The sequence below is a fragment of the Paenibacillus cellulosilyticus genome (assembly GCF_003182255.1).
GTDB classification, from domain to species: Bacteria; Bacillota; Bacilli; order Paenibacillales; family Paenibacillaceae; genus Paenibacillus_T; species Paenibacillus_T cellulosilyticus.
In genome coordinates this window covers 505667-528321 of record NZ_QGTQ01000001.1, presented here as the reverse complement: position 1 = coordinate 528321, position 22655 = coordinate 505667, and the positions used below count along the sequence as shown (strand labels likewise).

The following is a 22655-nucleotide window of genomic DNA, read 5'->3' as shown; positions in this document are numbered from 1 at the left end:
AAAAGATCGGTTTTCAGCACCGAGAAGGCTGAAGGAAGCGGGGAATGAGGATCGGAGCGTAGTGATGTGCTACGTGAGAACCGGAAGTCTCTGATTCATTCAGGATTCGATGCCGAATACACTTCCCGTGATGCTTCGTGATCAAAAGCGGTCTTTTTGAACTACCTTTGAGACGAGGAGAATGAACATGAGCATACAGACTGAAGCAAGCAAACGCACCGTTACTCCTTTTCGATATGATATTGTGGGCAGCTTCCTGCGCCCAAGCGCGTTGAAAGAGGCGAGATCCCAATTCCAGAACGGCGCAATTACGGCTGAGCAGCTTACGGAAGTGGAGAACGCCGAGATCGTGAAGCTGATACAGAAGCAGAAGGAAGTTGGCCTGAAGGCGGTAACGGACGGCGAGTTCCGCCGCTCGTGGTGGCACCTCGACTTCTTCTGGGGCTTCGACGGCGTGCAGCGGACGATCATCGACCAAGGCTACCAGTTCAACGGCGCACAATCGAGACCGGAAACATCGCGTCTGACGGGCAAAATCAAATTCAGCAGCCATCCTTTCGTCGCGCACTATACGTTCCTGAAAGCTGCAGCTGGCGATGACGTTGTTGCCCGCCAAGCGATTCCTGCGGCTGCGCAGTTCCTGTTCGAGCTGGATCGCGCTGAGAACCAAGAAAGCACGAAGACGGTTTACCCGAACCGCGAAGAGCTCGTTACGGACATTGTGCAGGCGTACCGTGGAGCGATTCTTGCACTGTACGAAGCGGGCTGCCGCAGCATCCAAATCGATGACTGCACGTGGGGCGCGCTGTGCGACGAGCAGTTCTCGGCATTCATGGCACAGATCGGCGTCAATATTGCGGATTATGCGAATGAGTTCGCGAAGCTGAATGCAGCGGTCATTGCGGACCTACCAGCAGATCTCGTCGTTACAACGCACGTATGCCGCGGCAACTATGTATCGACATATGCAGGCGTAGGCGGCGGCTACGAGCCAATTGCACAGACGCTGCTTGGCATCGACAACTATGCCGGCTTCTACTTGGAGTATGACACGGATCGTGCGGGCGACTTCAAGCCGCTGCGCTTCCTGAAGGAAGATCAGCAAGTCGTGCTTGGTCTGTTCTCCTCGAAATTCGGCGAGCTGGAGAGCAAAGAAGATATTCTGAAACGCATTGAAGAAGCTTCGAAGTACGTGGATTTGAACCGGATCTGCCTAAGCCCGCAATGCGGCTTTGCTTCAACGGAGGAAGGGAATCACCTGACGGAGGAGCAGCAGTGGCGCAAGCTTGCTTTTATCAAGGAGATTGCAGAAGAGATCTGGAAGTAATTCATTCATATAGATGAAGAGAGGGACTTCTGCCGCCGCTGGCAGAGGCCCCTCTTTTCTTTGTCGTGATATAAGAACGAAAGCCCCGGCATCGCTATTCATTAGCGAGATCGGGGCTTTGCGTCGTAAGCTAGCCGTTATCCTTCGGCACAAGCTTGAAGATTTCTTGCGACTCGAGCGTTTCAATAAGACGAATTAACCATTGATAATAGCGGATTGCCTCATCAATTTTGGCAAGATCAATCTGTACCTGCTGTTCCAGCTCCTCGTCACCGGCATATTGCTCGGCAAGCGACAGCAGCTCGAATCTTGACTTGCGAAGAGCATGTAGATTAATTTCCGAAGCCTTGCGCCATTTAATCGAGAAGAAATCAGCGAAGGTCTGGTACCAGTCATGCTCAACCTCGTACAGATCTTTGCGGGAACCTTTCTCCCACACCTTGTTCACCATTTTGAGGTCGACCAGCGTCCGTACGCCGGTACTCATGCTGGTCTTGCTCATCTCCATCGCCTGTCTCATTTCGTCGAGCGTCATCGGTTTATTTTGAAAAAATAAAAGTCCGTACAGATGCCCCGTGGAGGGCGTAATGCCATACAGATCCATATTGTTCCCAATCGCCTCGATAACTTTCTTCCGCGTCTTGAGCAAAGCCAGCTCCTGTTCGGGGCTGAGACCGCCACTGCGCTCCATCTTCATTCACCTGACCTTTTGTATATCCGTTATTGTAAAGAACAATGTTCGCCTTGTAAAGAAACCAGTTGAATGGAAAAAGAGAGGAAACGGGAGCATTCGGGAGGATACTTTGTACAGAAATAACTGTATGTACTGTTACAACAGTTGGGATTGTTGACATTGTACGACGAAACTTTTTACACTTATAGGGAAGAAAGTGCGATCATGCAAAGGAAGGGGTGAGCTGGATGGCTATCATTGAGGTGAATCAAGTCACCAAAGTGTTTGGTACCGATCCAGAATCAATTCTCCGCCTAATGGATGACGGGTGGAATAAAGAGAAGATATACCGCGAGAGAAAGCATACCGTTGGCGTGAACAACGTCAGTTTCTCCGTAAATGAGGGCGAGATCTTCGTTATTATGGGTCTCTCCGGCAGTGGCAAATCGACGCTCGTGAGGATGCTGAACCGGCTGATCGAGCCGACTCGCGGGAGCATCGCCATACATGGCAAAGACATTGTGAAGATGAATAAAGAAGGCCTGATCAAGGTGCGCCAGAAGCAGATCAGTATGGTGTTTCAAAAGTTCGCACTGTTCCCGCACCGTACGGTGGTCGAGAACGTCGAATACGGCCTTGAGGTTCAGGGAGTAGATAAGGCAGTTCGCAGGAAGAAGGCCATCGAGTCGCTTACGCTCGTCGGGCTTGGCGATTGGGCAAACAGCCTGCCTTCTCAGCTTAGCGGCGGCATGCAGCAGCGGGTCGGGCTCGCTCGGGCGCTGGCGAACGATCCTGACATTCTGCTTATGGACGAAGCGTTCAGCGCGCTTGATCCGTTGATCCGCAAGGAGATGCAGGATGAGCTGCTGGAGCTGCAAGAGAAGATGAAGAAAACGATTATCTTCATTACGCATGATCTGGATGAGGCGCTGCGCATCGGCGACCGGATCCTGCTCATGAAGGACGGCGGTGTCGTACAGGTTGGCACACCGGAAGAAGTCATGACGAATCCGGCTAACGAATATGTCGAGCGGTTCGTCGAGGATGTTGATTTGTCTAAAGTGCTGACGGCATCCTCTGTTATGCGTCGGCCAGAGACGATCGGGCTAGACCGCGGTCCGCGTGTTGCCCTTCAGCTGATGCGCGAGAGCGGCATCTCGAACCTGTTCGTTGTCGATCGGGGGCGCAGGCTGATTGGTGTCATTACAGCGGAGGACGCCTCTGTGGCGGTCCGCGAAGGCAGGACGCTCGAGGATATTGTTATCCGTGACGTTGCGGTAGTGGACAAAGACAAGCTGCTGTATCAGTTGTTCGACATATGCAGCACGTCCAAGCATCCGGTTGCCGTCGTGAACAGTAATAATCGGCTTATGGGAGTGATTGTGCGGGGCGCGGTGCTTGGTGCGCTCGCAGGCAATCCGGATCAGCGGACCGAACAGCCTGCTGAGGTAAAACCAGCCTCGACGGAAGGAGTGAGTGCTAATGTCTAAGCTTCCGCTCGATAAATGGGTAGAGAGCATTGTTGACGCGCTGGAGACGGGCTTAAAGCCGCTGTTCCATGTCATCTCGGTAATTATTGAAGGCATTGTGAATGGCATCGCTAATACGTTCCACTGGCTGCCGGCGCTTGTGTTCATCGTATTGGCAACGGCGCTTGGCTATTATCTCGGCAAGTGGAAGTTCGCAGCCTTCACAGCGATTGGTCTGCTGTTAATCGATAATCTCGGCTTGTGGGATCACACCGTCGATACGCTTGCGCTTGTGCTGACGTCGGCGATCCTGTCGATCGTCATCGGCGTGCCGCTCGGCATTGGCAGTGCGCAGAGCGATCGGGTGAGGGGCATCGTAACACCGCTGCTTGACTTCATGCAGACCATGCCCGCATTCGTGTACTTGATTCCGGCTGTTACGTTCTTCGGTCTTGGCGTCGTGCCAGGCGTCATTGCGTCGGTCATCTTCGCAGTGCCACCGACGATTCGTCTAACGAACCTCGGTATCCGCCAAGTGCCAGAGGATCTTGTGGAGGCGGCGGAAGCCTTCGGATCAACTAGCAGGCAGAAGCTGTTCAAGCTGCAGATTCCACTGGCGATGCCATCCATCATGACAGGGATCAACCAAACGATCATGCTGTCGCTGTCGATGGTCGTTATCGCATCGATGATCGGCGCGCAGGGTATCGGAGCCGACGTATATGGCGCGGTGACACAGATTAAGACAGGCGAGGGATTTGAAGCGGGACTTGCAATCGTCGTGTTGGCGATTGTGCTGGACCGTATGACACAACATATCGTGAGAAAGAATAGGAGAGGGTCTAATGTTTAAACATGCTTCGAAACTGTTGTTGGTCGCAGGCTTATCGGGTGCTATCGCACTTACGGGGTGCTCGAACTCGAACGGGAGTAGCAGCGCTAGCACAGGCAGCATTGGAGATCAGGTGAAGCACAAGATCGTCGGGATCGACCCCGGCGCTGGTCTGATGAAGCAGACGGAGAAAGCGCTGGAGGATTACGAGCTGTCTGACTGGAATCTGGTCGAGGGCTCAAGCGCAGCGATGGCTGCTGCACTGGACAAAGCGTATAAAGACAAAGAGCCGATCATCGTCACGGGTTGGACACCGCACTGGATGTTTGCGAAATATGACCTGAAGTACCTTGAGGATCCAAAGGGTTCCTACGGCCAGGATGAAGAGATTCATACGATTGTTCGCAACGGATTCAAGGAGGATGCGCCTTCCGCTTATGCGATGCTCGACCGCTTCGAGTGGACGCCGGATGAGATGGCAGTCGTCATGAACGCAGTTGCAGACGGCACGAAACCGGAAGAAGCCGCCGCGCAATGGGTGAAGGATCATGCCGATAAGGTCGACGCATGGGTGAAGGATCTTCCGCAGGAGTCTGGCAAGAAGGTTAAGCTGGCGTACGTCGCATGGGACTCGGAGATAGCGAGCACAAACGTTGTGAAGCAGGTGCTTGAGCAGCGTCTTGGCTACAAGGTTGAGATGCTGCAGGTCGAAGCGGGCCCAATGTGGGCGGGCATCGCCAATGGCAGTGCGGATGCAATCGTAGCAGCTTGGCTGCCGACGACGCACCAAGATTACTACGACAAGTACCAAGGACAATTCGAGGACTTGGGTGCGAACTTGATCGGAACGAAGCTTGGTCTCGTAGTGCCATCCTATATGGATATTACCTCGATTGAAGATCTGAAGACGAAGTAATATTTTAAATAGGTAAAGGTTCATATGTACTGCTCTCATACGATTGTTAAGGAAACCCCGGCACGCAATATGCGGTCGGGGTTTTGTATTGTAACTACGGACGCAACATCGAATTTTATCCAATTGCCATCCTATTTATGAATGCTTTTATTTGATGTAGAATGGTGTCAAAACCGTTCATTATTGGAGACAACGAATGGCAAATCCACAACTTACGGCGTATATTTCCCTTGTTACAACGTCAGGTGTATTGATTTTACTATTATTTATTTATTCTTTTGTGAAAAGAAAACAGACTCCGTTTGCCTATACGTTTATGCTGTTTACCGCTGCGCAGTGTGTTTATGTGTTCGGCCACGCATTCGAGCTGGCCAGCAATACATTAGAACAAATTAAGCATTGGACGATGGTGGAATACGCCGGTATGCCCTTTGCAGCTGCGCTTGGCTTGATCGTCATTATGAAGTATATCGGCAAAACCGTCTCAACTAAGACGGGGCTGCTCATGTGTGTGATTCCGTTCATCAGCTTCCTCATGGTGCTGACGAACGATTACCATCATCTATTCTACAAGGGCATGTATCTAAGGGCGGATGCACCGTCGCCGATGGCGGACGTATCGATCGGGCAATGGTATATCGTGCATGGCGCCTACACGTTCGGCTGCTTGTTTACGGCCACGACGCTGCTAGTCAGAAGATGGAGAAGCACGAAGAAGGCGTATCGCTTCCAGCTGGCGACGCTCATTATATCGCAGCTGCTGCCGATGTCAGCGGCCTTTGTCTATCTGCTCGGCATTACGCCATACGGCATGGATCCAGTGCCGATCACGATGTGTGTGACTGCGTCCCTGTTCATATGGTCCATTGCAGCCAGCCGCCTGCTTACGATCGTACCGATTGCTAAGGAAAGTATATTCGAAAGCATGCGAGAGGGCGTTATTGTGCTGGATGCCAATCGTCGCATTATCGATTACAATCATGCCGTCAAAGGAATGGTTCCGCTTCTGCATAGTGGTGTAATTGGGACGAGTATGGACGACGTGTGGCCGCGATTAACGGGAAGGGCTTTCCCTGATGACGTTAGTGTAGATGGTCTGGAGGAAGAGGTGCATTGGCCTTCCGCCGATGGGCTATCCAGCTACCAGGCCCGAATCTCTCTTGTGACCAATAAGAAGGGCGACGCGATTGGCATGCTGCTCATGCTGATTGATGTGACGGAGCAGCGCATGCTGCAGGAGCAGTTGAAGAAGCTTGCTTATTATGATGGCTTGACGGGCATCTACAATCGGACGCAGTTTCTCGTGGAGGGAAGAGCGCTGCTCGAGGAGGCAGGTGGCAAGCCGGTTTCGCTCATCTTGTTCGACATCGACCACTTCAAGCAAATTAACGATACGTACGGGCACGAAACGGGTGACCAGGCACTCAAGCATATCGTTTCTGTTTGCCAACGCTTCATGTTGCCTGAAATGCCATTCGCTCGTTATGGGGGAGAAGAGTTCGTTATCGCATTGCCTTCTGCGAAGCTGTCCGAAGCTGTTCGACTGGCAGAAGACATATGTAAGGCGCTGCAGCAGAACACGCTGCATTTCAAGGGGAATGCCATCGATGTGACGTCGAGCTTCGGCGTCGTGCAGCAGCTTAGCGATACCGAGACACTGGAGGCGATCCTCCGCAGAGCGGACGAAGCCTTGTACACGTCCAAGAAAGAAGGGCGCAATCGTGTGACGGCGGCGGCTTAGGATTTAGTGAATAAATATTAAGCCGTTCAAAGGCCATCCACTCACAGGATGGCCTTGCATTTTTTTGCACGAATATGTGCTGGTTTGGTAGAAAAAGTTAAATTATGATCTATCTAAATTAATGCTGTTTGGATTTATAGGGAGGCTAATAGTGACCGACAGAAGGTATGTAAAGGCTATCATAAGCTGGAGAAGAGACCCGAGTCAGCTTCCGGTAAACGAATGGCTGCGAGATTTCATCATACATATGGGCGAAATCAAAGATCGATCACTACAAGGGGATACTTGGACTGTTCTTGTTAGAGTAACAGGCCATATCAATGAAACATGGGATACCCATGCTGATGTTGCATACCTCGTTGATGAAGCACCTTGGATCATGCTTGAAGCGGGTTATAGCTTTAAGCTCTGGGCGGGCAAGGATAACGCAGACGTAACGATAATATAAGAAACTTTATTTTAGATTTTGGCTTTGTACGAAGGGACTATTGATACAGACAAAGTTTGGTCTAGAGCAACAGTTGGCATCGCACGGTTAGATTGTCAGACGCATACGTACCTGACATCAACTGATGATTACAGCCTATTTTAGTTATAGGACAATTAGAATGATTACTCATGTATTCTTATATAAAAATTAGATAACTACGGGCTAAGTATCAAATTACATTCGATAATAAATATTTATTCCTATTGATAATAAGTGGAGTCACCCCCTTAGGCCTTTCGAAACTAGCTAAACATGATGTTCTCGCCTTAGATTAAATAAGGAATAATATTACATCATGTAAGGGGAATCGAGATGACGATTACACAACAAGCGGGATGGGGGAAATTAACGTTTCACGCCCGCGCGTCAAAGCTAGTATTTGTATTCGGATTCATGCTGATCGGAGTTGTTTTCCTATTTGGTTTCTCAGGCAAAGCGCTCGCTCACGAATTGCGGGGCTATTCAATACGAGCCGCAAAGCCTGGAAGGCGTAGGCGGGTTCCCTGAGACGGGACCAGCAGACGGTCAAATTGCCGGAGCGGGCAAATACAGTGAGTTGGATGCTCAGACGTCCGACCGGTGGACCAAGGTGAATATGAAGGGTGGCACAAACACGTTCACGTGGAAGTTCACAGCGAACCACGTAACAGAGGGCTGGCGCTATTACATTACGAAGATCGGCTGGGATCCGAATAAGCCGTTGACCCGTGACCAGCTGGAGTCGAAGCCGTTCTGTACCGTTGATGGTGGCAATGTGAAGCCGGAGATGACCGTCACACACACATGTAATGTGCCGACGGATCGATCAGGGTATTACATTATTCTCGGCGTGTGGGAGATCGGCGATACGGTTAATGCTTTCTACCAAGCAATTGATGTGAACTTGACGCAGGACGGCGAAACGGTGACCCCGGATCCTGACCCTGTTGTGCTGCCGAACATCCCATCCGATGCGTTGTGCACGGGTCATACGGATGGCAGCATTACACTCGCATGGACAGCATCAACGGCTTCAGCCGGAATTAAAAATTACGAGGTTAGCCGGAACGGTGCAGTCGTCGGGACGACAACACAAACGTCGTATACCGATAGCGGGTTGCCGACCAACACGACCTATACGTATACAATAGTGGCAGTAGACAACAAGGGCAATCGTTCGGGTGCTAGTGCGGCGGTTGTGGCAAGTACGCTGCCTGTGTCGACACCGGCAGCGGATACGGAGGCACCTTCTCGTCCTACAGGATTAGCGGCTAGCAGTGTAACGGAGTCAGTAGTTACGCTGAGTTGGACAGCTTCCACTGATAACGTCGGTGTGGCTAAGTACGAAGTGTACCGCGACGGTAAGCTGCTCGTTACAACAACATCACGCAGCTACACGGACAGCGGGCTTCAGGCGTCGACGGCTTACTCGTATACGGTCATCGCACTGGATGCGGCGGGCAACCGCTCCACAGCGAGTGCTGCACTGTCAGTAACGACGACGACAGCGACGGTTACGCCTCCGGCTGGAACGGCTGCAGCTTGGGACGGCTCCAAGATTTATTTGGTCGGTGACAAAGTGACGTACAACGGCGTTGAATATACGGCTGGCTGGTGGACGCAGGGCGAACAGCCGGATGTATCCGAAGTGTGGAGGGCTGCCTCCTCAAGCGTTGTTCCAGATTGGAATACATCCAAGGCGTACAACGCTGGCGACAAAGTCGTCTATGCAGGGCATACGTATCAGGCCAAATGGTGGACCAAAGGCGAGACCCCTGGCAAAGCAGACGTATGGAAGCTGATCAGCTAATCCAGTTATCCGAGTCCATATCATTCGATGACGAAAATACGAAAAGGACGGCATTTCGCCGTCCTTTTTCACGTTCCATTCGTTCATTTTCAAAATCGGCCGCCAGCATAGAACCGCCCTATAACACTCCCCCTCACGATTTTAATGTAAACGTGATATACTGTTTATAATATATACACTTTATTAGCGGCTTTGGTCACCAGGAGGGATACAATGAGCGATCAAGATATAACGCTGGATGAGGCGGCGAAGGCACTTCCTGCTGGTGCAGCACTCAGCTGGGGGCTAGTGAAGCCCGCGCAGCGCGGCCCCAAGCGGGAGATGAGCATCGAGCAGATCGTACAGACGGCCATCGATATTGCGGATAAGGATGGTCTGGCTGCTGTCTCGATGGGCCGAATTGCATCGGCGTTGGGCTTCACAGCGATGTCTCTCTACCGCTATATTCCAAGCAAAGACGATCTATTGATTCTCATGCAGGATGCAGCATGCAATTTTCCACTGCCTCCAGAGCGGCCTGCTTCCGAGTGGCGGGAGGGCTTGCGTGAATACGTGCTGGGAACGATTAACGTATTCCGGGAACATCCGTGGTACGGCGATATTCCGATTCTCGGCATTCCGATTACACCTAATAATCTTCGTATCGTCGACTGGGCGCTTCGGCCGATGCGGGACATGCCATTGAACGACTATGAGAAAATGTCCTTTGTGCTGCTGTTGAGCGGATATGCCCGTTCCTGCGGAATGATTCAGAGGGATATCGATCGTGCTGTACAAGCGGGTTCCAGCGAGCGGGAGTTCGGAGGACTTAATTACACGGCAGCGCTTCGACTGCTGGTCAAGCAGGAGCAGTATCCGGACCTGCAGCCTGTGATCATGTCCGGCGCTTATACGGAAGAGAACAACGGCGAGAACCCGGTTGGCAGTGATTTGGACTTTGGTCTCGATCGGATTCTGGACGGGATTGAACAATATTTGAATCAGAAGCAGCATGCTGGAGCAGGCCAATAAGGTTGCTTCGCCGATAGCAAGAAGGCTTCTCCAAGGACATCAGCCTTGGAGAAGCCTTTTTCATGTTTTATGAGGCGGCGTTGACAGCTGGCCTCTTGTCGCGGAGCAATACGACCGTAGCTGCAGTCGTCAGCAGCAGGATGATACCCGAGACGAGGCAGGTGACGTGCATAGCGGTCATGAAAGCGTCGCGGGATGCATCGATGACCTGTAAGGCGGTATCCGCAGGCAAATGTTGAGCAGCGGCTGCTGCCCCGGCAATGGTCTGCTCGGCAGCCTGTGCGGCATCTGTCGATAGCCCCGATGGCAGGTGAGGGGTGACCGTGTGACGATAGATGGCTGCAAGTACACAGCCGAGAAGTGCGATCCCGAATGCACCGCCCAATTCACTGGACGTTTCGAGCAGTCCGCCGACTGCTCCCGCGCGATCGGCCGGCGTTACGCCAAGGACATAATCGGTGACGAGCGTCACGACGGAGACGATTCCCGCCGCGACCAATCCAGCCCCAACAAGCATGATGAGCAGCGGCGAGAAGCCATCCACACGAACCTGGGTCAAAATACCAAATCCGATTGCCGACAGTGCGAAGCCTCCAGCCATGACACGCGGCCTTCCGAGTGTCAACGACAGCTTAGCGGCTAGTGGCGCTGCTGCACCAACGGCAATGGAAGGCAGTACGCTCCATAGGGATGCGACGAATGGGGAGTAGCCGAGAACGGATTGAAGAAACTGCGTATTGATCAACGCACTAGCCATTAGCGTGAACATCGCGATAAGGTTCACGAGGATCGAACCGCCGGTCCGACGGTCCTTCAATGCACGAATATCGATTAACGGATTGGAGATCGCGAGCTGACGGCGTACGAATAATACTCCGACGAGCAAGCCGGCTGCAAGCAGTATGGCGGGAATGACCGTCCATCCGTTCTCTGCGATCGTCTTCACGCCGTAAGTGACAGGGAGTATGGCTGCGAGTGCGAGAATCGAGCTGACCATATCGATTCGATTGCGCACGGTGCTGCGCGATTCAGGCAGGAGGAATGGTGCAATGAGCAGCAGCAGTGCCATGGCTGGGATATTAATGAGGAACACGGCGCCCCAGGAGAAGGAGTCAATGAGCAGGCCGCCGATAATCGGTCCAACGGTTACGCCGCTGGCCATAACGGCGCTCCATATCGACATCGCCTTCGTTCGCTGCGTTTGATCCTGGAACATCGTTCGAACGAGCGCCAACGTCGACGGCATGAGCGTCGAGCCTGCAATTCCTAGAATACCGCGGGCGAGAATAAGCGTTTCGGGGGTGTGAGCATACGCGGCGAACAACGAGCATAACGCGAAGCCAATCGAGCCTATCATGAGCAGTCGCCGGCGTCCGATTCGATCGCCGATGGCGCCCATCGTCAGCAGCAGGCCAGCGAGAATAAATCCGTATACGTCGAAAATCCACAATTGCTCGGTTGCCGTTGGCTGCAGATCGGCAGCGATGGCAGGTGCGGCGAAGAACAACACAGAGACGTCCATCGATACGACCATCAGCGGAAGACATAGGATGCACAAGGCAATCCACTCTTTGCGGCCAGCTAGTTTGCCAGCGGAAGGGGCAGCGTTGAACATTACAATCCACTCCTTATTGTTAATTACTTAAACAGTTATCTATGAATACAGTATATTAAGTAAACAGTATATGGTCAACACAAAAACAAGAAAATTTTTTTGTGTCCTGTCCACAATGAAGATCGGCCGGATTCGTGCGGACAGGTCCGCAAAGATTTGACTCCTAACAACGGAATGGTGAACGGAAGAGGTCAAGGGGAGGCGGTGAAGCGACGATTGGAGCATCATCGGAAGAACCGGCCCCGTTTGGGATTTCCTGAAAGAAAGGACTGCGGCCGGCGTTCAATATTTCGAGGTCGATAGTGGACGAGCTGGAGCGTTGTACGCAGAAGAGGTTCCCGGGTTCAAATGAAAACGAATAGGCCGTCGAGATTTACTCGGCGGCCTATTCGTCAACTATTTAAGCTCATACAGCTCGTCCAGCATATGTCTGCGCAGCACCTTCGTGAATTCCTGCTCTGTCTCCGATAGGATCCGAGACAATGCTACCGATGTATAGTCCTGCTCTGCGCGCTTGGTATCGAGCGCATTGTTCACAAGCGCCTGATAAACCTCGAACAGGCTGATCGTATTGGGCGGCTTCGCCAATTGATATCCCCCGTATCGGCCGCTCGCGCGTGTGACTAAGTTTTCCTTCATCAAGGGATTCAATACTTTGCGAATGAAGCTTGCGTCAATGCCCAGCTCCTCGCTCATGGCATTGCTTGAAATATAGCCATCCTGCTGCGCTAAACGGACTAATATTCGAATCGAAGTATGAAACCAGGTTGTACTTAAATTGCCGTACACCGTTAATTCAATCATTGCGATCTCCTCCAAGCTTCCCCTCATTTTATTATTATCCATTTGACTTTAAAAGAGATCTCCATTAAATTTAATTGTGAATTAATAATCACAATTAGGAGTGATGACGAATGGGCCGCTTAGCCAACAAAGTAGCAATCATTACAGGTGCCGCGTCGGGTATGGGATTAGCCGCGGTTGAATTGTTTACGAGAGAAGGAGCACGCGTTGTCGCGACTGACATTGCATTTGAACAATTGAAGGAGGCAACCGCTGCAATCGGTGGCGAGATCTTATGTGCAGCGCTCGATGTTGCGTCCGAGGAGCAGTGGAAGCAGGTCGTTTCCGAGGCGGTCACTGCATTTGGCAAGGTCGATATTCTCGTCAATAATGCAGGCGTCTCATTCCATAAGAAGCTGCTGGACGAAACATTAGAGGGATGGAACCGCTCCCTCAGCCTGAACCTGACGTCGGTGTTCTTGGGCATGCAGTCGGTTATTCCAACGATGCAGCAGAACGGTGGCGGCTCAATCGTAAACTGCGTATCTCTAGCGGCCATTATCGGCAGCGCGGATAATGGCGCTGCTGCTTATGCTGCAGCTAAGGGCGGCGTTCGCGCATTGTCGAAGCATGCAGCGGTGAACTTCGCGCAGGATAACATTCGCGTTAACTCGATCTATCCAGGCGCCATTCTGACAGGCGCGGCGCAGCGTTATGGCGTAACCTCCCGCGAGGTGCTCGGCAAAGCATTCGAGGGTGTCATTCCGCTGCCGCCATTCGCTGGCGAAGCGATCGACATTGCCAACGGCTACCTTTATCTCGCATCGGACGAATCAAAGTTCGTAACGGGCGAAGAACTCATTATAGACGGCGGCTGGAGCGCGAAGTAATCGATTCTCTTCATATACCCATCACATTTGAACGCATGCGTGTTCAGTAGGCAGAAGGGAAGGGCCATCCATGGCGGATGGCCCTTCCTTCGTTACTCTACGCTTTTGAGCGATTCGATCATATCGATGTTCGACACCTTGCTTCTGAGCAGCAGGTTGGAGAGTGTCGTGAGCAGGAATGCGACAGCGACAGCCGCCAAGATGACTAGAGCGCTCAGTTGATTCGGGATTTGCTGATGGGTGCTGGACAGTGCGTTGATAATAATGCCATATACGTAACCGCTGATCGGCAGAGCGACGATGGCTGCGAACACGGTAAGCACGATATTTTCTAAGAAAATGAGCTTGTAGATCTTGTTCTTGTAATAGCCAAGCACCTTCAGTGTGGCGAGCTCGCGATTGCGCTCAAAGATGTTGATGGACGAGATCGTGTAGATCGCGCCGAATGACAGAATGACCGCCGAAATAATGAACATGATGAAGACGAAGCTGTTCTGCTTCAGGATATATTGTGCGGACTTCTGCAGATCCTGTCGGTCTGCGATCGTTTCGACGTGCGAGTCCTGCTCGAAGAAGCTGCGAATCGGTTCAAGGTCAGCAGCAGCATCCGCTTGAACGACAAGCGATGTCGGGCGATACGCGATACCAAAGCTGGCTAGATACGCTGGCGTGCAGTAGAAGGACGGATTCGAATATTGAGCGGATAGTTGCGCAACCTTCATCTCGACCGTCTTATTGTTCATCGCTGGCGCTGTGAACTTGAGCCTGATCGTGTCGCCTACCGCTATGTGATAGTGATCTGCGTAAGATTGAGGCACCAGCACCCCGTCCTCTGCGAGCGATACCTCGGTATCATTGGCGTCAACGAAATGAATCAAGCGGTTGTCCTGCTCCGTCACGACTAACGTGGCATTTTCCCGTACATCGTCTTCGAGCAGCGCGACGGGATACGAGGATAGGCCATAACTAGTCGTAATACCGGACGGCAGACTCGATGGATCAGGTGAAGACCCCGTCTTATAATCGACCCGTAGATCGTACGTGTACACCTCTTCTGCTTGATTCGCGACCTTAAGCAGCGCCATCTGCGTGCCGAATGCCGTAATCAGCAGCACCGTGCTCACAACGATACCGATGGAGCTTGCCAAAGCCTTCTGTTTATTGAGAAAAATGTTTCGTAATATCAGCTTGTAGCTGTACGAGATTCGTCTCCACAGACCTGGAATGCGTTCGATGACGAGCTTCTTCATCTGCTTGGGAGGCTTTGGCCGCATCGCTTGCGCCGCATGCTCGCGTAAGATCGATCTGCCGCTGAAGTAGCAAGCCAGCATGCCGAAAGCAGCGGAGAACAGCATCGGGGGGATGACTGCGTACAGCGATAAGGAGAACGCGATGCCAGGCAGTGAATAGGCTCTTGCATTGGACTCCGTTATTAACGGGATGAATACAACTGCGGCTAGGACACAGCCGGCAATCGACCCAACGATACTTACGAGCACCGGATAACCCATGTAGTGCAGCAATATGCTGCGGTCCCGAACGCCAAGCGCTTTCATAATACCGACCTGCTTCCGCTCGGAATCGATGATGCGCGACATCGCCAAGAAGAGGATAATGGCCTCGATGATGAACAGAACGAGCGGTATGACTTTGCTCATCAGGTTGTTATTGTAGATCGTCTGCGTAATTTGCGAGTAGTTGAACGTTCGTTCCTTGTTGACCTGATCGAGATACGGCAGCTTCATTCGCTCCGATTGAGCCGCAATCGATTGCCCGAGCGCATCGATGTCATACCCATCCGCAGTTGTAATCATGACTTCGTTGTAGGGAGAGGACGAGTCTCCTGTAATCTCAGGAATGGCCGCTTCAGCGATATAGGCTATTCCATATAGGGCATGGTCCTGCGTGTCATTCAGCTTGGCATGCTCGACGTTCTCGCCCAAGCCGCTGATCGTAAACGTGATGCTTGTTTCACCCGCGTTAATGGTCATCTTGTCGCCCACCTGGTATTGATGCTCTACTGCATAATGAGAATCCAAGAGGATCTCGTTGCTTCTTGATGGAATGCGGCCCTCGATCAGCGTTGGCGTATTGATGGCATTGTTAGCAGGGATCGAGTGAAGAGTGAGCGACGATTTATAATCGTCCCAGAGTTGCGTGGCGTCCAGCGTATAACGGCCTTCTATTCGGCTAACGCCATCCACTTTGCTTAGCTCGGTCACTTCATTGTTCGATATTTGGTCATAGGAAACATATAAATCGCTAAGATGATGCTGCTGGAAGTAATCCTCGGTATAAGCGTCAAGGCTGCTGCTGTAAGTGACGAGACCCGCATAAAAGAAGGCACCGACTGCAATGACGAGAACGAAGGCGATGAACTGCCCCTTCGCCTGCTTCAGATCCCTTAATGATTTGCGCCACAGCTTGTTCATCACCATTCAATCTCCTCAATGCTCTGTTTGACGGCATTAACGGTGATGCTCTCGATTGTGCCGCTCTTCACCTTGATCACTTTGTCCGCGATAGGGGCGATGGCGGAATTGTGGGTGACCAGTATGACACATTTCTTCGTATCCCGGTTCAAGTCTTGAAGCAGCTTCAGGACTGACTTGCCCGTTATATAATCGAGTGCGCCGGTCGGCTCGTCGCACAGCAGGAGCAGTGGGTTTTTCGCTACCGCTCTCGCGATTGCCACCCGCTGCTGCTCGCCGCCCGAGAGCTGGGATGGGAAGTTACGGGCGCGATCCTGTAAGCCGACTTGAGCCAATACCTTCTTCGCGTCGAGATGGTCCTTGCACACCTCAGTAGCGAATTCGACGTTCTCCAGAGCGTTCAGATTCGGAATGAGGTTATAAAATTGAAAGACAAAACCGACTTGTTCCCCGCGATAGGCGGTTAGCCGTTTATCCTTGAGCCTCGTGATCTCTTCGCCGCCAACAATGACTTGGCCAGAAGTGGCCGTATCCATTCCGCCAAGAATGTTCAGAATGGTGCTCTTACCCGCACCGCTTGCCCCTAGAATAACGACAAACTCGCCTTCCGCAATCGAGAAGTCGACGCCATCCAGCGCCTTGATCGACACTTCTCCTATTCGGTACTGCTTCGTTACATTCTTGAACTCAATTAACGTCTTCACCTGTTATCGCTCCTCATCTTGTATGGGTTATCCCAATATGAATTGACTATAATTTAGCAGAAAAAGGGGGATTATCCATGGTGCGGAGTAATGATCTTGCCCTCCATCCTGGGAAGGAGCGGGGCTAGGTTCCGAGGTTGATTGTACGCACAACGAAAAACCGCTCGCAGCAGCGCGAGCGGTTGATTTTAGACAAGATATCCTTAAGCATAAAACGGATTCAGATGCACGAGCACTTCATCGACATCGGCGTGACGATCCATGATCGATTGTTTAATTTCACGCGAAATATCGTGACCTTCTTGGATGGTCAATTCAGCAGGGATGCTTACACGAACGTCAACGAGAATGTAATGGCCGTGATCCCTTGCCCGAACGCGGTCGATCCGTTTCACATTTCCTACGGATTCAATGATTCGGCAGAAATCGTCCAGCTTATCCTTGCTTACATTCGTCTCCATGAGCACATTCGTTGCTTCCTTGCCCATCTCGATGGCCAGCTTCAGGACGAAGTACGATACGATAATACCCGCAACCGGGTCACCGTAGGATAAGAACGTAATGCCAAAATGCTCACCAAATAGGGATAGACCAATGCCAAGTACAGCAGCGATCGATGCATACACATCGGCAAGGTGGTCATACGCTGTTGCAAGCAAGCCCTTGGAATTCGTGGCCTTGCCTAATTTGATCGTGTATTTGTACAGCCAGAACTTCCACACCAATGAAATAAAGGCCGCAATGAGCGCGATATAACTTGTCGGATGAGGGTCTTCGAACAGGCCCAGAACAGCGTGATACGCCATATAGATCGATGCAAGGCCCAAGATGATGCCGACAATGCCGGATGCTAGAACCTCTGCTTTGCCATGTCCATACGGATGATCGTCATCGGCAGGACGCTTCGAAATCTGCATGGAGCCAAGCGCAGCGCCTGTCGCGATTACATCTCCCGCATTATGTACGCCGTCAGCTAAGAGAACGGGACTGTTGAAGAAGACGCCAACTGCTATTTTGCCAACGGTAAGAAAAATATTGCTGAATAAACTGATCCAAACGGCAATGATGGACTGATTGCTATCCTTACTCAACACAGGTGCCTCCATTTATCGCATTCTTGAAACGTAATTGGTCCGAATTCCCATCTTAATGGATGGTCCTGTGTCATTATAGTTTACAGAAACCGTGTGGGTCTAGAGAAACAGTCTTGCACCGGTCAACTACTTTAGGCTGCGCGCAAAGAAGTTTTAACGTCCTAATAGTTTTGCCCCCGGCCAACAATGCATACTCTTGGGTAGTATTCCACTTAGAAGCGGGGTTAAATCATGGACGATGCAATCTTCACCGTTTGTTAAAGGAAGTTGTTCGGCTTGAACATAAGTGTTAACACTTTATTATAATGTCTTAAAACTGTTTACAGACTTTAAAGTAGGTGTTAAAATTATCCTAAGACAATTAAGCGAGAGGTGAAAACAAGGTGAGAATGACGCTGGAGATAGATCTCAATGATATCGATTCGTTAAAGAAGGCGAGAGATCTGCTTGATTTCCATTTGGGTCAGCTGCAAGGCGAGCAAGGGAAGACGGTGCAATCGTCAGCAACGCCATCATCAACATCCGTACAAGTGCAAGAGCAGGATGGTGCGCACCTGCAGATGCTGAAAGGTTTTGTTGAAGGCTTATCGCCCAAGCAGAAGAAGGTGTGGGATTATTTCATCGCGCATCCTGGCCATGCGATCGGTACGGATTTGAAGATGGCAGTTCCAGAGCTGCAACCGCAAGGCGCTATGCCAGGTGTGTTCAAGGCGACTCAGCGTTGGGTCTCGCTGGGCGGTCAGCGAGAGACGAGCCCTTTTGTGCAGATTGAATGGTCCAAAGCTCATGGCTGTGGGATCTACCGGGGCTTAAGCCAAGAAGAGATCGATTACCTTACTCGTTAAAATCAATGGATCGGAGAGGACACGATGACTAATCCAAAGCTTTTTGCCACAGGGCAGCATCCAGAAGATGCCAATATCTTTCTAAACCAGGCACAGGGCTATTACGATAGGACGGCGGCAAGAGGAGCGCGAGTCACCTTGCTTGCAGGGTCGATCCTTGAGAAGCCAGACCCGGACGGCTGGATATTCCGGGACCTCGAGACATTGGCGAATCAAGGCAGCTTACAACGAATTGGCTCTCAATATAAAGTCGTATCCCCAATAACGGGCAGCACGAGCGGAACAGCGGCGGCAGTGTTGGGCGCAGGGTTTAGGCCGGCAGGATATGAAGAATGGAAGTTTGGCACCGGACTCAGCATTGCTGAAGCGGGTGAGAAATAACGGCGCAGATTCCTTACAATTCGGTCGTCTCTTAAGGGGGCTGAAGCGTTCCTGGTAGATGCAGAAGCAGTATACATAACTCACGCGAACAATAAGGGGATACTTGAATGGACAAGATGCAGTGGACCATTTCACAGGAGCAGTATCAGACTTTGGTTTCCTATATGGGATGCGGGAATTTCCCTAATGCAAAGATTGTATTCTTCGGCATTGAGGAAGGTACCGGCGGGTATGCGATCCCGGAGAATGTTATTGCACGGGCAGAAACCTTCGGACAGTTCGACAATGGCTCTATTGTATCGTCCTTCACACCAGGCAGCCGAGAGGATGGCTATTGGGAACCGAATGCCCAACTAGGGGGGCAAAAGGTGCGGCAGGTGTTGGGACTACCACCAGTTGAACCGTTTACGGGCGGTTTCTTTAACTCGACCATCGCTCGAATCAGCTTGGCGCTTGAACGTCCTCAGCCAGACTCAAATCATTGGTTCCGCTTATATCCAGAAGATAAGAATGCAGCAGCTGATATTAAACGAAGAATCGGACAGCTTTACCGTAAAGATTCGGAATGCAGAATTGACTTCGCTCTAACGGATTGGCGCCCGCTGCCAAGGCCCAATATGGGGAAGTGGTACCCTGAATACAGCACGGTCAACAAGTCATTGTTTAACAAAGCATTCGATAATGTCGATTTCAAACGTGTGCATCAAGACGAATTCAGTCATTACACGAACGATGCAATCAAACGGGCACGGCTGCTTCATCAGTTGATTACGTCCTTCTCCATTCCGCTTATTATCGGGCTAGGCAAAATTCCGGTGAAGCGGAAGCTGCTTGAGAAAATTTTCCCGGGGCTGCAGTTTGAATCGTTCCAATCTGCTGTTTTTCCTAACCATCCGGGATTGCTCGGCAAGGTGCAGTTGAACGGCCAGATGGTTCATGTACTGCTGCTGCCTTTCCCTGACCCAAGCAGAGATCCGTGGAAGTCGAACAATGGCGATGTCCGGCCAGGCGTGTTCGCGCTTCAGTACTATCAGGAGATTACAAACCGTTATATCAAACCTGTAGTTGAGCCATATTTGTAGGATCATATTTCGTTGTGCGGTCAAGCGTTCTGATCGCATGTCATATAACATAAAGGAATACATAACAGAGCCGCTCCATTCACAGGGGCGGCTTATTTGTATGCAGCTGGAAGGTTTTTTGGATCCTATTATGGAATATATTGTGCTAGCTCTCATTAGAAGAGGAGGCTGACTAATGGAACTTGTACAAGAACAGTATCTTTTATCGAATAAAAAAAGCTGGGACGACACGGCTCCGCGCTTCTTTGGGAGGACGGCGCTTCCGGCGTACGGCCCGTATCTGCCAACAGAAAACGAATTACACCTATTCGGAGATATAACGAACAAGAGAGTGTTAGAAATGGGCTGCGGCAGTGGGCATTCCCTGCTCTATATGGCTTCACAGGATGCAGCAGAGCTGTGGGGGATTGATCTGTCCGATACGCAGATCCATACCGCTCGAGGTCTGCTTGCGGAGCATGGGAAGAAGCTGCATTTGTTCCAAGGGGCGATGGAGAAGAACCCCGGTGTTCCGAGCGACTATTTTGATGTTGTCTACTCTATCTATGCGCTTGGTTGGACGGTGGATCTTCGCAGTACGCTGCATAATGTCTACAGCTATTTGAAACCAGGCGGCACCTTTATCTTTAGCTGGGAGCATCCGCTTCACAGTCGTGTGAGTCAAAAGGATGATCAGCTCGTCATCAGCAGGTCTTACCATGATGAAGGTCTGCAGCAATGCGAACCATGGAACAGTCCGGCAATCGTGAATCAGATGAAGCTGGGCACGTACGTGAATGAACTTATCCAGGTTGGTTTTCGAATCGAACGGGTGGTTGAGGACGTTGTCCTCGGGGAGGACAATCAATCGGGTGATCCCGCCGTGTGGTATACCTATCAGAAGGCGGCTCTTATCCCTCCTGCATTCATTATCAAGTGCACCAAACTCTAAATCACAACAGGAGTGAAGAAACAATTGAACAGCTATTACGGAGAGCTTTGTACGAAATTATATGAAACAGATAAATCAATCGCAGCAGGCAAGGAACTGGAGTTCTATCTATCCTTCGTGGACAGAACAAATTCCGATTTCCGTGTGCTGGAGCCGATGTGCGGCAACGGACGGATGTTGATTCCTTTTATGCAAAATGGCGTCCATATCGAGGGGTTCGACATCTCGGAGGACATGCTGCAGGCGTGCAGGGAGAAGGCTCGGCGGTTGAACCTACAGCCTCTCATACACCATCAGACAATCGAGGAATTCGATAGTCCACGCCCGTACGACCTCATTATGATTCCATTCGGATCATTCTCACTGCTGCCTAACGAGTTGGTTGACCGAAGCCTAGTGAATATGAGGGCTGCCCTAAAGCCTGACGGAAAACTGCTGTTAACCATCATACTGAAACGCGATCACATCGATGAAATGCTGGAATGGACCGAGACGGCGCGGCAGGACGTGAACGACGAATGCATCGTCACGTACAAGAAGGTGCATTATGACGCAGAGCAGTCGCTGCTCGTCACCCAATTGAAGTATCAGCTCGTGAGAGAAGGCAACGTCGAGAAGACGGAAATCATGGATTTTCCGCTGCGTCTTTATGATCTTGCAGAGTTCGAGAGCATCCTGAAGCAGAATGGTTTCCAGCATGTTCAGATGCACGATGTGAAGGACGGATACGGGGAAGGGACGCGTTTCCAAGTGTTCGAATGCAGCATTACGAGCCGATAGGCCAGGTTTGAAGAGCCCCAAGCACTTCTTTATAATAAAAGGGAAATTGAAATGATGGAGGGAACATACGAATGTACCGTGCGACAGAAGATTTTGTACAAGATTGGGCAGCTTCGGCACAAGGAACACTGGCTGTCATGAAGTCCATTACGGATGACAAAATGGGACAAGCGATCGTGGAAGGGCACAGCACGCTCGGCTGGCTGGCTTGGCACTTGACCAGTACCGCAGGGTTCTTCGGACAACTCGCAGGACTGCCAATTCCGGGCGTTGAACGCGGCGCTGCAATTCCGGCCCATATGGCGGACATCGTCAGCAAATACGAAGAAATTAATGACGCTTATGCACGTGAAGCGGTGAAGCTGACGGACGAGCAGCTGGTAGAAGAAATCGATGCGTTCGGTCGTACGATGCCTCGCGGCAAGTTCCTGCGCCTGCTGGTTGATCATCAGACCCATCATCGCGGTCAAATGACGGTTCTGCTCCGTCAAGCTGGCCTGCCAGTGCCAGGTGTTCTTGGACCAACACGAGAGATGCAAGCGAGTAAATAAGATTCAAATAAACCGTGATAGCGATCGCTATCACGGTTTATTTGTGTCTGGACCTAATACAACGGCGCTTGAGCATCAAGCGGCCCTATCTCCTATAGACGTTACGCTGGTTCTTTGCTTGACGGCCGGGATCGGTTTCCACAGTGACAGCTTCTCCAGCGACGTATTGATGCCCCAGCCATCGGACGACTCCTTCTGCGGAAAGAATGCCAGCAGGTGACGATTTTCTCACAGAGGGATTGCACGAGAGGGTCTCCTGTCGGGCTGTCTTCGCCGTAACGAACCCCGACCAAAGTCCGTGAACTCAACCGTTCCATAG

The 22655-nt window shown here is 51.3% G+C and carries 21 protein-coding genes; 15 read left to right on the top strand and 6 right to left on the bottom strand.

What is annotated here, in order from left to right; all coding sequences use genetic code 11:
* Positions 1-187 precede the first annotated feature (187 nt).
* Positions 188-1327 (top strand): 5-methyltetrahydropteroyltriglutamate--homocysteine S-methyltransferase, encoded by a 1140-nt coding sequence (locus DFQ01_RS02265; protein ID WP_110042248.1) that lies wholly within the window; start codon positions 188-190, stop codon positions 1325-1327.
* Positions 1328-1457: 130 nt separating this feature from the next.
* On the opposite strand, the gene DFQ01_RS02260 is transcribed toward DFQ01_RS02265, so the two are convergent.
* Positions 1458-2018, bottom strand: coding sequence for a GbsR/MarR family transcriptional regulator (locus tag DFQ01_RS02260; RefSeq protein WP_110042379.1), 561 nt, complete (start codon positions 2016-2018; stop codon positions 1458-1460).
* Positions 2019-2248: 230 nt separating this feature from the next.
* Here DFQ01_RS02260 and DFQ01_RS02255 point away from each other — a divergent pair, with 230 nt between their 5' ends.
* The 7 genes from DFQ01_RS02255 (at position 2249) to DFQ01_RS02225 (ending at position 10248) form a co-directional block, all read left to right on the top strand.
* Positions 2249-3490 carry a quaternary amine ABC transporter ATP-binding protein gene (locus tag DFQ01_RS02255; protein WP_110042247.1) on the top strand — a complete coding sequence of 414 codons (1242 nt, stop codon included), beginning with the start codon at positions 2249-2251 and terminating at the stop codon, positions 3488-3490.
* Positions 3483-4322, top strand: a complete 840-nt coding sequence (locus DFQ01_RS02250) for an ABC transporter permease (RefSeq protein WP_217490358.1) — start codon at positions 3483-3485, stop codon at positions 4320-4322. The genes DFQ01_RS02255 and DFQ01_RS02250 overlap by 8 nt, the downstream gene beginning before the upstream one ends.
* Positions 4315-5217, top strand: coding sequence for a glycine betaine ABC transporter substrate-binding protein (locus tag DFQ01_RS02245; RefSeq protein WP_110042245.1), 903 nt, complete (start codon positions 4315-4317; stop codon positions 5215-5217). The genes DFQ01_RS02250 and DFQ01_RS02245 overlap by 8 nt, the downstream gene beginning before the upstream one ends.
* A gap of 196 nt (positions 5218-5413) precedes the next feature.
* Positions 5414-6958: a histidine kinase N-terminal 7TM domain-containing diguanylate cyclase gene (locus DFQ01_RS02240; protein ID WP_110042244.1), complete on the top strand. Its 1545-nt coding sequence runs from the start codon at positions 5414-5416 to the stop codon at positions 6956-6958.
* Between the two features lie 151 nt (positions 6959-7109).
* Positions 7110-7406 (top strand): hypothetical protein, encoded by a 297-nt coding sequence (locus DFQ01_RS02235; protein ID WP_110042243.1) that lies wholly within the window; start codon positions 7110-7112, stop codon positions 7404-7406.
* A 460-nt stretch (positions 7407-7866) separates the two neighbouring features.
* Entirely contained in the window at positions 7867-9237 is a 1371-nt protein-coding gene (locus DFQ01_RS02230; protein ID WP_245946481.1) for a lytic polysaccharide monooxygenase, read from the top strand.
* 213 nt (positions 9238-9450) lie between these two features.
* A complete protein-coding gene (locus DFQ01_RS02225; protein ID WP_110042242.1) occupies positions 9451-10248 on the top strand; it encodes a TetR/AcrR family transcriptional regulator in 798 nt (265 codons plus the stop codon).
* A 67-nt stretch (positions 10249-10315) separates the two neighbouring features.
* On the opposite strand, the gene DFQ01_RS02220 is transcribed toward DFQ01_RS02225, so the two are convergent.
* Positions 10316-11863, bottom strand: a complete 1548-nt coding sequence (locus DFQ01_RS02220; RefSeq protein WP_110042241.1) for an MFS transporter — start codon at positions 11861-11863, stop codon at positions 10316-10318.
* A 396-nt stretch (positions 11864-12259) separates the two neighbouring features.
* On the bottom strand, positions 12260-12667 hold the full coding sequence (locus DFQ01_RS02215) for an RrF2 family transcriptional regulator (RefSeq protein WP_174812898.1): 408 nt from the start codon (positions 12665-12667) through the stop codon (positions 12260-12262).
* Between the two features lie 110 nt (positions 12668-12777).
* Here DFQ01_RS02215 and DFQ01_RS02210 point away from each other — a divergent pair, with 110 nt between their 5' ends.
* Complete coding sequence (locus DFQ01_RS02210) at positions 12778-13536, top strand: SDR family oxidoreductase (protein WP_110042239.1); 759 nt, start codon at positions 12778-12780, stop codon at positions 13534-13536.
* Between the two features lie 92 nt (positions 13537-13628).
* On the opposite strand, the gene DFQ01_RS02205 is transcribed toward DFQ01_RS02210, so the two are convergent.
* The 3 genes from DFQ01_RS02205 to DFQ01_RS02195 all read right to left on the bottom strand — a co-directional run bounded on the left by DFQ01_RS02205 (position 13629) and on the right by DFQ01_RS02195 (position 17763).
* Entirely contained in the window at positions 13629-15974 is a 2346-nt protein-coding gene (locus tag DFQ01_RS02205; RefSeq protein ID WP_425452341.1) for an ABC transporter permease, read from the bottom strand.
* Positions 15968-16672, bottom strand: coding sequence for an ABC transporter ATP-binding protein (locus DFQ01_RS02200; protein WP_110042237.1), 705 nt, complete (start codon positions 16670-16672; stop codon positions 15968-15970). Before DFQ01_RS02200 ends, DFQ01_RS02205 begins: the two co-directional genes overlap by 7 nt.
* A 203-nt stretch (positions 16673-16875) precedes the next feature.
* Entirely contained in the window at positions 16876-17763 is an 888-nt protein-coding gene (locus tag DFQ01_RS02195; RefSeq protein ID WP_425452340.1) for a cation diffusion facilitator family transporter, read from the bottom strand.
* A gap of 386 nt (positions 17764-18149) precedes the next feature.
* Between DFQ01_RS02195 and DFQ01_RS02190 the strand changes: the two genes are divergently transcribed.
* The 6 genes from DFQ01_RS02190 (at position 18150) to DFQ01_RS02165 (ending at position 22336) form a co-directional block, all read left to right on the top strand.
* Entirely contained in the window at positions 18150-18611 is a 462-nt protein-coding gene (locus DFQ01_RS02190; RefSeq protein WP_146216828.1) for a hypothetical protein, read from the top strand.
* Between the two features lie 24 nt (positions 18612-18635).
* Positions 18636-18992, top strand: a complete 357-nt coding sequence (locus tag DFQ01_RS02185) for a hypothetical protein (RefSeq protein WP_110042234.1) — start codon at positions 18636-18638, stop codon at positions 18990-18992.
* A 107-nt stretch (positions 18993-19099) separates the two neighbouring features.
* Positions 19100-20074 carry a hypothetical protein gene (locus DFQ01_RS02180; RefSeq protein ID WP_110042233.1) on the top strand — a complete coding sequence of 325 codons (975 nt, stop codon included), beginning with the start codon at positions 19100-19102 and terminating at the stop codon, positions 20072-20074.
* Between the two features lie 175 nt (positions 20075-20249).
* The gene (locus DFQ01_RS02175; protein ID WP_110042232.1) at positions 20250-21005 is read left to right on the top strand and encodes a class I SAM-dependent methyltransferase; all 756 of its coding nucleotides are present in this window, start codon (positions 20250-20252) and stop codon (positions 21003-21005) included.
* A 24-nt stretch (positions 21006-21029) separates the two neighbouring features.
* On the top strand, positions 21030-21785 hold the full coding sequence (locus tag DFQ01_RS02170; RefSeq protein ID WP_110042231.1) for a class I SAM-dependent methyltransferase: 756 nt from the start codon (positions 21030-21032) through the stop codon (positions 21783-21785).
* 71 nt (positions 21786-21856) lie between these two features.
* Positions 21857-22336 carry a DinB family protein gene (locus DFQ01_RS02165; protein ID WP_110042230.1) on the top strand — a complete coding sequence of 160 codons (480 nt, stop codon included), beginning with the start codon at positions 21857-21859 and terminating at the stop codon, positions 22334-22336.
* Positions 22337-22655: the final 319 nt, after the last annotated feature.